Origin of the sequence: Flavobacterium sp. LS1R10 (assembly GCF_003968825.1) — a bacterium.
Taxonomy (GTDB): domain Bacteria; phylum Bacteroidota; class Bacteroidia; order Flavobacteriales; family Flavobacteriaceae; genus Flavobacterium.
In genome coordinates this window covers 248,540-262,038 of sequence record NZ_RYDH01000004.1, presented here as the reverse complement: position 1 = coordinate 262,038, position 13,499 = coordinate 248,540, and the positions used below count along the sequence as shown (strand labels likewise).

The window sequence follows — 13,499 nt, the reverse complement described above, 5'->3', positions numbered from 1 at the left end:
CATACTCTTTTAAATCAAAATAAATTTTATCCAGATTATAATTCTGAAGTGCTTGATCTTCTATGTTTTTATTTCGAGTCGCATAAAGGATTGCTTTTTGAGGGTGTAGCAGTGCCTCTTTTAATTGTTAGTTTGAATGCTGGAGTTCCTTAACTAGTGTAATATAAAATACTGTCCGTTTTCTCTGTAGATTGAGGAAACAGTGAGGAGTAAAAAACAATAATAAACACGAAAAAATAATTCATTTGTAATTAAATTTTTTCGTGGTTATTTTCTGTCAATAGTATTAGGTCAATTATTCTGGATGAATAACCAATTTCATTATCATACCATCCAACTACTTTTACCATTTTATCAATAACCGAAGTGAGTTGAGCATCGAATATACAAGAATTTTTATTGCCAATGACATCAACTGAAACAATTGGGTCCTCGGTATAATCTAAAATACCTTTTAAAGTAGTTTGTGCAGCATTTTTGAAGGCGGCATTTATTTCCTGTATTGTTACTGTGCGCTTTACATTGAATGTGATGTCAGTCAAGGAGCCGTCAGGGACAGGTACCCGGATGCCGCAACCGCCAATTTTACCTTCAAACTCGGGAAATATTTTTGTCAACGCTTTTGCAGCGCCAGTTGTTGTGGGTACAATAGATTGACTTGCTCCTCTGGCGCGACGCAAGTCTTTATGTGGTTGGTCGTGCAGACTCTGGTCTGTGGTGTACGAGTGAATCGTAGTAATGTAGGCTTGTTCTATACCGCAAAGGTCATTGATTACTTTGATCATTGGAGCGGCATTATTGGTAGTACAGCTGGCATTTGATATAATGGTTTCCGTTCCGTCAAGTATACAGTCATTGACACCTAAAACGACTGTTTTGATAGTGTCTACTTCTGATGGTGCGGAAAGGATTACTTTTTTGGCCCCAGCCAAGATATGGGCATTCAGCGCTTCAAAAGTCTTGTATTTACCTGTGGATTCGATTACGTAATCAATGTCTACACTTTTCCAGTCCAGATTGGAAATAGTTTTTTCATGGAAAAACAAAAAATGATTTCCGTCTACCAGAATTCCTTTTTCATCATCGCTGACCGTAAAGGGTAACACCCCGTGAATACTATCATATTTCACTAAATGGGCCATTGTTTTCTTGTCGGCAATATCATTTATGGCAACAACTTCTATTGAGGGATGGTTTAAAAGTAATCGGAATAAATTTCGGCCGATTCTTCCAAAACCATTTATGGCAATTCTTGTTTTCAAATGGATTCATTTATTCGTTTATTCGTTTATTTGGTTAACCGATTAAACAAATAAACGAAGAAACTATTTATAATATATGTTTTTGTGCTTTGTAAGAGGACCGAACTAATGGTCCGCTTTCTACATGACGGAACCCTAGTTCTAAACCAAATTTCTCGTATACTGCAAATTGATCGGGTGTTATGAATTCTTTTACCGGCAAATGTTTTTTGCTGGGTTGCAAGTACTGACCTATTGTAACAATATCCACATTGGCTTCCCGCAAGTCCCGCATGGTTTGAAAAACTTCGGCTTCCTGCTCGCCCAGACCTAGCATAATACCTGATTTTGTTCTCTTAATTCCTTTTTCTTTCAAGTAGCGTAATACGGCTAAACTTCTGTCGTATTTTGCCTGAATGCGGACTTCACGGGTTAATCGGCGTACCGTTTCTACGTTATGCGAAACTACTTCAGGATTGGCTTCTACGATACGGTCAATATTTCTTTCGATACCTTGAAAATCAGGAATCAGCGTTTCCAGTGTTATATTGGGGTTCATTCTTCGAATGGCTTTTACGGTTTCTATCCAAATGATTGAGCCGCCATCTTTTAAGTCATCTCTGTCAACGCTGGTAATCACGGCGTGTTTGATATTCATGATTTTGATAGAACGCGCTACCTTCTCGGGCTCATCCCAATCTACGGTTTCGGGTCTTCCTGTTTTTACCCCGCAAAAACCACAAGAGCGCGTACAAGTGTTTCCCAGAATCATAAAAGTTGCTGTTCCTTCACCCCAGCATTCACCCATATTAGGGCAACTTCCGGAGGCACAAATTGTATTTAAGCTATATTTGTCCACTAAGCCACGAAGCTCAGTGTATTTTTTTCCTATTGGGAGTTTTACCTTCAACCATTTTGGCTTTGCAGTTGGTAAAGTATTTTCTAAAACTATTTCCATATTTAAATTTTCAAAGTACAAAGATAAGGAATAGAGTTTATTTGTAGATTCGTTTCGTTGTTTATTTGAATAAAGAGATACGGATACTTTGGCAGTACTAGAGTCGCTTTTCTTAGGAAGTAGTCGTTCTGATTTTCGGTATATCCATGCTTTTTGCTATGTTTCTCGAAATGGCGGCAAGGGATACCACTACCATCAGAGCTCAATTAGATTAAGGTACACTCGTAAAAAAAATCAGGTATAAAAAAGCTTCAAAATGAATGGAATCTTTTTTATATCTGCTATTTGTTTTCTATTTCATTTTTGGAATTATTCAATTTGTTAGAGTTTTATGGAATAATGAAGTATATGTTTTTCATGGTTGTGAAGATGTAGAAAATTCTCAAGGATATGTAAGTAATTATAAAGAAGGAGATATTATAGGAAGACCGTTAGTTTATTTTACTTTTTTTGGAATAGTGACGAGTCTGATAATAGACATATATTGAATTTAAAAAACAAGATAAACTTTTTAAGTAAGTTACCCTTTTTGATATTTCCAATAATAATTTTGAGGCTTTTATATTCTTTTGGTTTAGATAATAAATTTGAAAATCAAAAAATAGATTTGCTATATTCTTTAAGATAAATTTACCTTCTACTTTTAATGATTTCTGCCAATAATTTCTTGGCACGAAGCAACTTAATTTTGACATTACTTAGCGGCTCATCAATCTTGTTAGCAATTTCCTGGTAACTCATTTCCTGAAAATAACGCAACTGTATCACCTCTTGATAATGGGGTTTCAATTCTTTAATGAATTGCAGTAATCGGGAAAGATTTTGTTCCGTTATCAATTCATCTTCCGCAGATGGAGTAGTGTCGGCAATATTGTAGGCTTGCTGGTCGTGTTCATCGGTAATTTCTACAAAAAGACTCGATTTTTTTTTCCGCAATAAATCGATGTGAACGTTTTTTGCAATAGCAATAAGCCAGGTGTTGAACTGGAATTCCGCATTGTAAGTGGCTATTTTATCAAAAGCTTTCGAGAACGTCTCAATGGTGATATCTTCGGCATTGGTTTCGTTTTCGGTGCGTTTCAGCATAAAACCATATACTTCATTCCAGTAATGATTCAACAGAAAAGTGAAGGCAACTTGATCGCCTTGTTTTGCTTTTTCTATCTGTTCGTTTATTTCCAATGGACTGGTTTTGAGAATGTATTTGTTATAAAAATATTGATTTGAGTAAATAGCAATACCAATTCAATTATTGGATACCAATATACAACATCTTTTTCTTTTAATTTGCCTGCCGAAAATCCGATGACAATCCATGTTACAAGATACCGAAGCGCAATTAAACTAAGCACTAATATCCATTGGAATTGAAAAGACAGCAATACAATGGGCAATAAAATGAATAACAATTGCGAACAGTAAAACAGACCTAATTGTAATTTATCAAAAGGTTTGTAATAATTTGCCGTAGCCACATGTCGTCTTTTTTGAATCAGCCAGTCTTTGTAAGTTTTTTTTGGTCTGGAAAGCGTAATGCTTTCCGGCGTGAAAGCAATAGTGGTATTTCTAGCATTTGCCGCCTGGTTTACAAATAAATCATCGTCACCGGAACGAATTTGCATGTGATCAATAAAACCATTTACATTGAAAAACTCTTCTTTTTTATACGCTAAATTTCTTCCTACACCCATGTACGGATGTCCTGTTTTTGCCCAGGAAAAATATTGAATCGCGGTTAACAAAGTTTCAAAACGAATTATTTTATTCAGGAAAGAATTGGCAATTTTTTCATATTTCCCATACCCCAACACGATAGTTTTTTGCATCGTAAATTGAGAACTCATGGCTGTTATCCAGTCCTTTGAAGTGGGATAACAATCCGCATCAGTGAATAGTAAATACTCTTTTTTTGCGGCTTTTATTCCTAATGTCAACGCATATTTTTTGTTTCCCCAAAAGGCTTCGTTGTTTTGTACTTTTACCAAACGAATATTTGGATATTGTTTTTCAAAACCTTCAAAAATAGCCAGAGTAGCATCACTTGAGGCATCGTCAATCAAGACAATTTCAAAATCAGGATAGTTTTGTTCCGCCAGTAAAGGGATGAAATTTGCTGCATTTTCTTCTTCGTTTTTGGCACAAACAATAACTGAAATGGGGATTCTTTTTGGTGTTATTTTTTGGATTTTGGCGAAAGCAAATTTCCCAAAAACACCTAGATAATATAAAATTTGAACCGCAATAATAAAAATAAAAAAGTAAAGAATTAGTATAAGCATCTGAGTTTAATGAGTGTTTAAATCCCCGATCCCGAAGCTTCGGGACGGCAGAGTGCAAAGGTATGAATAGAATTAGGAATTGTAAATTATAAATTATGATTTTTAAAAGAATTTATAGTGGGCATTTCTTCATCTCATTTGCAACTGCTATTGACTGAAAATCTTTTGTTTTTTCTAACTCAGAAATGATGTTTTGATGGTTTTTTTCGTCTCTGTTTTGAGATAATTTTTTTGTGGCTTGAATTTCAGTTATTTCAATTTCAAAGGCGACAATACCGCGAGTTTGCATCATGGTTTTTTTAGATAAATCTGCTATACGAATCGGGTTTTCAGAATTCTGTTCGTACTTATCGACCAGTTTTTTTAAGGATTCAATGATGGCTTCTCCTTCAATAATTTTTATTTTTCCGTACACATGAACCGCAATATAGTTCCATGTTGGAACATTTTCATGATCGTACCAAGAAGAAGAAATATAACTGTGAGGTCCGGAAAATACAGCTAAAATTTCGTCGTTGTCTATAAAACCATTCCATTGTGGGTTTTCTTTAGAAATGTGCCCACATAAAATTTCCTTGCCTTCTTTGTTGGTTTCCAGTTCCAAAGGAATATGTGTGGCACACAATTTCCCATTGGTTTGATTGATTAAAATACCAAAACTATTCTCTTGCAGAAATTTTTTGATTTCTTCCTGATTTTCGTTTTTGTAGATTTCTGGAGTGTACATTTTAGGATTGGGTTTTTGGGAATTAGGAATAGGGATTAGTAAAACGATTTTAAAATTTATTGGACTAATGCCAAGCACCTAAATCACATTTACTTCGGCCTCAATATGGATGCCAAAAATTTTAAAAATAGTGTCCTGAATATTTTTAGAAACATTCAAAATTTCCTGTCCGGTTGCATGACCATAATTCACTAAAACCAGCGCTTGATTTTTATGGATTCCGGCATCGCCAAAACGTTTTCCTTTGAAACCGGCCTGTTCTATCAGCCATCCAGCAGGAACTTTTACTTCAGTTTCTGAAATATCAAAATATTTCATTTCAGGAAATTTCTTGTAAATTTTTTCGAAATCGGATTTTAACAGAATCGGATTTTTAAAGAAACTGCCACTGTTTCCCAATACTGCCGGGTCGGGTAATTTGCTTTGTCGAATGGTAATTACAGCATTGCTGACGTCCTTTAAAGTCGGATTGCTGATGTTATTTTTGGTTAATTCAGCCGAAATATCGCCGTAAGAAGTATTGATTTTATGGTTCTTTTTAGTCAATTTAAAAACAACTGATGTAATGATGTATTGGTTTTTTATTTCGTTTTTGAAAACACTTTCCCGGTAACCAAAATGACATTCGTCCTTTGTGAAAATTTTTATTTCCTGATTTGCTACCGTCATTGCTTCACAGGAAACAAAAGTATCTTTGATTTCAGTTCCGTAAGCACCAATGTTTTGGACCGGCGTAGTCCCTACATTTCCGGGAATTAGTGACATGTTTTCTAATCCTCCAAAATTTTGATCGATGGTCCAAAGCACAAATTCATGCCAGTTTTCGCCCGCCTGACTTCTGACCCACACAAAGTCTTCGTTTTCTTCAAGGATTTTTTTGCCTTTCAAATCGATATGAATCACAAGGGCATCAATGTCTTTTGTCAAAAGCATGTTGCTACCTCCGCCCAAAATAAATTTTTGCTGCGTTTTATTTTCTTGTAAAATAGTTATCAAATCCTGTATAGAATGAATGGCGACAAACTGTTTTGCTTTGGCTTCAATACCAAATGTGTTGTATTTTTTTAAAGAGAAATTAGGTACTATTTCCATAAAAGAAAGGGCGTTTTGTGTTGTTGAATCCTGCACCAAAAGTAAGGATTAAAATTTAGTTGCATACGTTTTCATCCAGATATGCATCATAAACAACGGCATTATGTACGGCGTCATTCTGGTGTCGCCTTTTTGTAAATTCATTATCAGTTTCTGGATGTGAATATGTTCAAAATAAGGGATTTGAAACAGATCACTTTTTGCAAAAGACTCTAGTTCATCTTTAAAGGCGTGACTCTTTGTGATATAATCGCCCCAAGGCGCACTCAAACCTACTTTTCTGAAATTCAGAATTTCATTTGGTAAACGTTCTTCCATTGCTTTTTTTAGAATGAATTTCCATTTTTTTCCTGAGAAGAGCCACTTGTCATCCAATGATCCTAGACCAATAATTAATCTTGGGTCCAAAAATGGTTCTCTACACTCAATGGATGCGCCCATTGTACAGCGATCGTTCCTGTCCAGTAGTGAGCATAAATAGGTGTGTTGGTCAAAATAAAGGGCTTGTCTCCGTAAGTTGTCAGGATACAAAGATTTCGCTTCTTTGTAAATTTGTTTTCGGTATTCGTTTTCAGGAGGGGTATTAATACCAAAAGTTTCCGCAATATCATTTGGATAAATAGTAGAGCCATTGTAAATAACCAAATCAGATTTTTTACTAATTTGAGCATAACGACGCAGCTTTTCATACCTCGGTTTTTTAGAAAATAATTCGATGTTGCTGATGGTTGCAATTGAATTTAACAAAGACGGATATTTCAAAGCTTTGTAGCGTACATAACCCCCCATTAACTCATCAGCACCTTCGCCGGAAAGCAATACTTTTACGGCAGGTTTTGCCATTTGAGACACTGCTAAAATATGTGGTTCGCTTAAATGCATGATGGGTTCATCCTGAAAATAAGTGGAACGTATTAACTGATCATAAAGATTCTCATCTTCTAATTGCATGGTGTGAAATCCATAATTGAACTTCTCGGCCATCATTTTTGCTAAATGCGCTTCATTGTGTTCCTTTTCTTTGAAACCCATATTGAACGTCTGAATGTCTTTATATTTTTGATGGTGTAACGAGGCTAAAACAGAGGAGGAATCCAGTCCACCACTCAATAAAACACCTACAGGCACGTCACTTACCATGCGCATTTTAACTGAATCATCAAAGGTTTCCCGAAACCATTCGACCGGATTTTTTATTTCAGGGTGGTTTTGAATTTCCTTTTTTAGATTCCACCAGTTTTCCATAATGGTTTTTCCGCCTTCTTCAATAATTAGGCTATTGCCAGGCAACACCTTTTTTACGTTTAGGTACAGCGTGTTTTCTCCAGCTACAAATCGGTTAAAAACATATTCTTCCAGTCCGTCTTGCGCCATTTTAAGCGGAACTCCAGCCGTGAAAAGTGCTTTTTGTTCCGATGCAAAATAAAATGTTTCGTTATAAAAAGAATAATATAGCGGTTTAACGCCCATTCTGTCTCGAACAAGAGTCAGCTTTTTTTCTAATGTATCCCAAACAGCAAAAGCAAACATACCATTTAGGCGGTGGAGCATTTTTAAACCGTACAATTGAAATAATTTCATCAAAACCTCCGTGTCTGAGGTCGTTCTGATATCAAATCCATTACTTTTTAACTCTGGATAAAATTCTTTGTAGTTATAAATTTCGCCATTATAAATGAGCACATATCTTCCGTCTTCGGATAGGAAAGGCTGGTGTCCGGCTACTGAAACATCCAAGATTGAAAGTCTTCGGTGTCCAAAACCAATATTGTTTGCTATAAATAATCCTTTGTCATCCGGGCCGCGATGTTTCAGAGAATCCCGCATATTAGTAAGAACGCGTTCGTTTACTTTTTTCTGAGATTGTAAATGCAAGATTCCATTAATTCCACACATAATTAATTGGATTGATTTTGGTTGATTAATTCGTGGTATTTATGGGCAATAATCTTCATGTTAATACTATAATCAGCATTTTTTTCAACAATTTTTCTATTCATAAAAACAGCTTCGTTTCGGTATTTATCGTTTTCAAATGCCCAAATTAATTCTTCGGCAAGTTTATTGTAATCATCTACGGGGACTAATTGCCCGTTTTTGCGGTGTTTAATCCAGCTTTTATTTCCGGAAATAGCACTTACAATTGGATAACAATTTGTTGCCATTGCTTCAAATAAGGATGCCGAAACGCCTTCCGTTACGGGCATACTGATGTAAATGTTTGATTCTTGCAATAGCTTTGGCAATTCCGTATTCAGAATTCTTCCGGTAAAATTGACTTTATTTTCAATGTTTAACTTTTTTGCTAACTCTTTTAATTTAAAAAGTTGTGTTCCGTCTCCTACAATGGTAAGGACGAAATCTATCCCTTTTTGGTTTAAAACAGCAAACGCTTTTAAAATAATAGCATGGCAGTATTCAGGCATCAAAGAGCGGGTGACGATAGCGCAAATTTTTTCAGGATTGGCAGTGTTTTGATTGCCAAATTGTACCAAATCAATTCCCTTTGGTAATACCAAAACTTTACTCATGTCAACTTTAGCCTCCAGCATAGATGAAATCATCACGGGTCCCCAAGCGTGAATTAAATCGGCTTTTTTGAAAGCGTAATGCTGAATTATTTTTTTTAATGGAAGTGAAATAGATTTTTCCGGCCACAAATCTGTTCCGCCTTGTTGTGCGATTGCAACTGGTTTTACTCCGGACAATGCAGCAAGAAAACCATAACTGGTGGTTCGTTCCGCGATTACCATATCCGGTTTTTGCAGTTGGATTATTTTTCTGATTTTTAAAACAGCAAGTTCAAATTCGAAAATCCGTAGTATTCGGTTCTTAAAACTATCGCTAGGCGTTTTTAATTCCCATGTTATAATTTCGAAATCACCAAATTCCTTGAGTCCATTCATCCAGGTGATGGCATCGGCTCTGTAGGATTCCCCCAAAAAAAGTATCCTTCTCTTTTTTGTCGATATCATTTGAATTACTCGGAAGTTAAGGCTCGATTGATGAAATCGTTCAATGGTTTTAGCACAATCAGTTTTTGACTCATTACGGCAACAAAATCTTTTTTGGCAGCTGCCGAAAAATCAATTTTCTGTGAAGACTCAAAACTCTTTAGTTTTAATAATTCAATAGCCGGATGTTCTTTTTCGTACCCTCGTGGCGGGTTTTTCAGGGTATTTTTTTCATTACGATCAAAGTCGTTAAATTCTTTTTTGAAATCTTTCTTCTCAAGAATAGCTTCCAGATCCTCATGAAAAAATGCTATTTCTTTGCGCATTTTTTTTAAGTCATGGGATTCCGGGCAGTACAATCCGCCGGCAATAAAACTCGCGCCTTTTTCCAGATGAATGTAATAGCCGGAACGATTCAGCCCTTTGGCACCAGACGAAAGCCAGATTCCCAAATGCGATTTGTAAGGCGTTTTGTCCTTAGAAAACCGAATGTCGCGATTGATTCTGAACGTACAATTTTTAATTTCCAGCATTTCCAACGATGGATCCAGAGGTTTCATGGCGTCCAGTAAATCCCCAACTAGTTGTTGGTAGTCTTTCTTGAACCTTTCGTAGCGTTTTTTGTTTTCCAGAAACCAATCCCGGTTGTTATTGGCTTTTAAATCATCAAGAAATTGCAGTGTTTCTTTTGAAAGCATCTTGTACTATTGTATTTGTTTTCTTAATTCTTCTTCGCTAATGAAACCGGATTTTCTCCATTTTACTGCTGCTTTTTCATACAATAATAGAGTAGGAAGTTCACTGATTTTCATTTCGGTCATTAAGGTTTTGTTTTTGTCGGCATCCAATCGTATGATGGTTACGCTATCTGCTAGTTCAGTTTGCATTTTTGTGATGTAGGGCGTCATTTTTTTGCATGGCGCACACCATTCTGCATAAAAACTAACCAATATTTTTTTATCAGAGTCTACTGATTTATTGTAGTCCTGCAAAGTCATTCCAGTGATTTTGTTGCTTGGTTTAGACAGTCCTGCAGCGTCCCATTTTAATATTCCGCCTTGTAATTGGTAAACATTTGTAAAGCCAAGTTCTTCCAGTTTTTCAACGGCACTTTGACTTCTTCCGCCGCTTTTGCAGTACACGAAAACAGGTTTTGTTTTGTCTAGTTTTTCGGTGCCTGCAACAAAGCTGTCTCCGAGCCAATCTACATTTACGGCTTTATCGATATGATCTGACGAAAATTCCGCAGGCGTTCGTACATCCAGAATTTGTGGATTTGGTGTTGCCGCAATTTTTTCGCTAAAAGCTTTTGCATCGATAGTTTGACTTTCTTTTGATGCTTGTCCATTACAAGATAAAAAAGCAAAAGATATGATTAATACGAATATTGAACTGAATTTCATTGTAATTTGATTTATAATTGAATACGCTAAATTAGGTGTTTTTTCAATTTTCAGGCCTTATAAAGTACTAAATAAAAGTTATAAGTTGAAAATTTTATAGCTCTGATGGGTCAATTTTAGAATAACTTCCGTACGTTCCGGATGGGTATCTGAAATGAAAAGTTGACCAAAAGTATCGCTGTTGACCATTTCGATTATTTTGGCCACGCGACTTTCGTCTAATTTATCAAAAATATCATCAAATAACAGAATTGGTTTTACACCGCTTTGTTTTTTTAAAAACTCAAATTGCGCTAATTTTAAAGCGATCAAATACGATTTTTGTTGGCCTTGCGAGCCAAATTTCTTTATTGGATGTTGGTCAATTTCAAAGGCTAAATCGTCTTTATGGATTCCTACACTCGTATAATGTAACGCTCGGTCTTTATTGATATTTTCCTGTAAAAGGGTCAACAAGTCTTTTTCGAATAAATGGCTTTCGTAAACGAGTTGCACGGTTTCCTGTGAACCCGTTATAGCTTGATGATGGGTATTGAAAATAGGAATGAATTGTTCTATAAATGCTTTTCTTTTTTCGAAAATATAGTTTCCAAAACCATTGAGTTGTTCATTATATATGGAGAGCGTGTCAGTATCGAAAACATGATTTAACGCAAAATATTTCAACAAAGCATTGCGCTGACTCATTACTTTCTGGTATTGAATAAGTTGCTGTAAATAGTGGGAGTCCAGTTGCGAAATCACACTGTCCATGAATTTCCGTCGGGTTTCGCTGCCTTCCACAATCAAATCTCTATCGGCCGGAGAAATAATCACTAAAGGAATAAACCCAATATGATCTGAGAATTTGTCGTAGGCTTTGCCGTTGCGTTTCAATATTTTTTTCTGTCCTTTTTTAAGGCTGCAGACAATTTGTTCCGTTCTTTCGTTTTTTTCAAATGCAGCATCTATAACGAAAAATTCGGCTCCATGTTTGATGTTTTGTACCGCCAATGGATTAAAATAGCTTTTTCCGTACGATAAATGGTAGATTGCATCGAGCACATTTGTTTTGCCAATACCGTTTTTACCTACAAAGCAATTTATTTTAGAGTCAAAATCAAAATTAGCTTCAGAAAAATTCTTATAATTGAACAGTGAAATTTTTTTTAAATACATGGGTAAGGCTTGCTGGTATTGAGAACTTTGCTGTTTTTGAACAGACTTTTCAAAGTGGGTGCAAATTATTGAAAAATATCGATAAAACCGTCTTTTCTGTTTTTTCTATGAGAATTATTTTGTCTTTGGAAACAAAGAATCTGATAAGATATTTTTTTTAAATATAAAAGCATATTTTTTGTGTGGGTTTGAATAAAAATTTTATTTTTGCGACTCACTAAATTAAATTTAAATGGCTACTTACAATAAAAGAGGATATAAAGCACCAAAAGAAAAAGAAACAAAAGACGGCGTTGAAGCAGTAGTAATTGATGATAAGGACAGTACAACAGCAGAAGTATTTTCTAAATTAGATCAAACCGCTACAATAACGGAGGATTGGGTAGCTAAAAACCAAAAAATTATTATTGGATTAGTTGCCGCTGCTACCCTATTTACTATTGGATATTTAGCCTACCAAAGATTTATTGCTGCGCCACAACAAGAGGAAGCCGCTAATGAAATGTTCGTGGCACAACAAAATTTTCAAAAAGCAACTGATGGAGTGGCAAGTGACTCCTTATATAAGCTGTCTTTGGATGGTTCAGAAGGTAAATTTGGATTCCTGAAAATTGCAGATGAATATTCTGGAACTGATGCTGGAAATTTAGCTAATTATTATGCGGGAATTGCCTATTTGAATACCGGAAAATATACTGAAGCGATTGATTATTTAGGTAAATTTAAATCGGATGATATTGTTTTAAGTGCGTTGGCAAAAGGAGCAATTGGAGATGCTTATTCTCAAAAAAATCAACCAAAAGAAGCGTTAGAGAATTATGTAAAAGCGGCAGGATCTAATAAAAATGATTTTACAACACCACGTTTCTTATTGAAGGCCGGAAAAACAGCTTTGGCTCTAGGAAATAAAGAAGAGGCATTGAAATATTTTACTGACATCAAAGAAAATTATGAGGGCGCTCCAGAAGCTGCTTCAGTTGACGTTTTAATAGGATTGGCACAATAATATAAAAGTTAATAGTCACAGTTTTTAGTTTCCAGAAACTGCATACTGCGACTGTGACTGAAAACTAAATAAGATGGCTACCGAAAATAAAAATTTATCCGAGTATGACAAAAATATGGTTCCAGACGCGAAAAAATTTCGTTTCGGAATTGTAGTTGCAGAATGGAATGACACCATCACCGAAGGGCTTTTTGATGGGGCATTCAAGACATTATTAGAAAATGAAGTTCCTTCCGGACAAATCATACGGTGGAATGTTCCAGGGAGTTTTGAACTTGTCTATGGAGCCAAAAAAATGTTGCAAACTCAAAATGTGGATGCTGTTATTGTTATAGGGTGCGTCATCCAAGGACAAACCAAACATTTTGATTTTGTGTGTGAAGGCGTTACGCAGGGAATAAAAGATTTGAATGTTCAAACGGATGTTCCGGTTATCTTTTGTGTTTTGACAGATAATACCATGCAACAATCAATTGATAGAAGCGGAGGAATTCATGGAAATAAAGGGACTGAAGCAGCTATTGCTGCTATAAAAATGGCTTATATCCGCCAGCAGGCATCCTTGAATCATCAGTTCGATAACCAACAGTTACTGTCTTCCGGTGCTTTGCAAATTGAAAATTTGCCATTGGAATTAAAAGAATAAGAATAAAAATTTATAATTCTTTAACCTATACTATT

The 13,499-nt window shown here is 35.6% G+C and carries 13 protein-coding genes; 2 read left to right on the top strand and 11 right to left on the bottom strand.

All coding sequences use genetic code 11. From position 1 onward, the window contains the following. Nucleotides 1-251: 251 nt before the first annotated feature. The 11 genes from gap to recF all read right to left on the bottom strand — a co-directional run bounded on the left by gap (nt 252) and on the right by recF (nt 11,812). A complete protein-coding gene (gene gap, locus EKL96_RS09795) occupies nt 252-1,262 on the bottom strand; it encodes a type I glyceraldehyde-3-phosphate dehydrogenase (RefSeq protein WP_126461511.1) in 1,011 nt (336 codons plus the stop codon). Nucleotides 1,263-1,329: 67 nt separating this feature from the next. Beyond that, nucleotides 1,330-2,199 carry a lipoyl synthase gene (lipA, locus tag EKL96_RS09790; protein WP_126453603.1) on the bottom strand — a complete coding sequence of 290 codons (870 nt, stop codon included), beginning with the start codon at nt 2,197-2,199 and terminating at the stop codon, nt 1,330-1,332. 630 nt (nt 2,200-2,829) lie between these two features. Next, complete coding sequence (locus EKL96_RS09785) at nt 2,830-3,381, bottom strand: RNA polymerase sigma factor (protein WP_126461508.1); 552 nt, start codon at nt 3,379-3,381, stop codon at nt 2,830-2,832. Next, nucleotides 3,372-4,478: a glycosyltransferase gene (locus tag EKL96_RS09780; RefSeq protein ID WP_126461505.1), complete on the bottom strand. Its 1,107-nt coding sequence runs from the start codon at nt 4,476-4,478 to the stop codon at nt 3,372-3,374. The genes EKL96_RS09785 and EKL96_RS09780 overlap by 10 nt, the downstream gene beginning before the upstream one ends. A gap of 112 nt (nt 4,479-4,590) precedes the next feature. Then, the gene (locus tag EKL96_RS09775) at nt 4,591-5,205 is read right to left on the bottom strand and encodes an FMN-binding negative transcriptional regulator (protein WP_126461502.1); all 615 of its coding nucleotides are present in this window, start codon (nt 5,203-5,205) and stop codon (nt 4,591-4,593) included. Between the two features lie 78 nt (nt 5,206-5,283). Next, nucleotides 5,284-6,297 (bottom strand): UDP-N-acetylmuramate dehydrogenase, encoded by a 1,014-nt coding sequence (gene murB / locus EKL96_RS09770; protein ID WP_126461499.1) that lies wholly within the window; start codon nt 6,295-6,297, stop codon nt 5,284-5,286. A 48-nt stretch (nt 6,298-6,345) separates the two neighbouring features. Next, entirely contained in the window at nt 6,346-8,193 is a 1,848-nt protein-coding gene (asnB, locus tag EKL96_RS09765; protein WP_126461496.1) for an asparagine synthase (glutamine-hydrolyzing), read from the bottom strand. 2 nt (nt 8,194-8,195) lie between these two features. Further along, complete coding sequence (locus tag EKL96_RS09760) at nt 8,196-9,272, bottom strand: glycosyltransferase family 4 protein (RefSeq protein WP_126461493.1); 1,077 nt, start codon at nt 9,270-9,272, stop codon at nt 8,196-8,198. Nucleotides 9,273-9,277: 5 nt separating this feature from the next. Next, nucleotides 9,278-9,949, bottom strand: a complete 672-nt coding sequence (locus tag EKL96_RS09755) for a DUF2461 domain-containing protein (protein WP_126461490.1) — start codon at nt 9,947-9,949, stop codon at nt 9,278-9,280. Between the two features lie 6 nt (nt 9,950-9,955). Then, a complete protein-coding gene (locus tag EKL96_RS09750; RefSeq protein WP_126461487.1) occupies nt 9,956-10,654 on the bottom strand; it encodes a thioredoxin domain-containing protein in 699 nt (232 codons plus the stop codon). Nucleotides 10,655-10,732: 78 nt separating this feature from the next. After that, nucleotides 10,733-11,812, bottom strand: coding sequence for a DNA replication/repair protein RecF (gene recF, locus EKL96_RS09745; RefSeq protein ID WP_126461484.1), 1,080 nt, complete (start codon nt 11,810-11,812; stop codon nt 10,733-10,735). A gap of 232 nt (nt 11,813-12,044) precedes the next feature. On the opposite strand from recF, the gene EKL96_RS09740 reads away from it, so the two are divergent. Both EKL96_RS09740 and ribH read left to right on the top strand, forming a co-directional pair. After that, on the top strand, nt 12,045-12,818 hold the full coding sequence (locus tag EKL96_RS09740; RefSeq protein ID WP_126461481.1) for a tetratricopeptide repeat protein: 774 nt from the start codon (nt 12,045-12,047) through the stop codon (nt 12,816-12,818). 73 nt (nt 12,819-12,891) lie between these two features. Then, nucleotides 12,892-13,464: a 6,7-dimethyl-8-ribityllumazine synthase gene (gene ribH, locus EKL96_RS09735; protein WP_126453629.1), complete on the top strand. Its 573-nt coding sequence runs from the start codon at nt 12,892-12,894 to the stop codon at nt 13,462-13,464. Nucleotides 13,465-13,499: the final 35 nt, after the last annotated feature.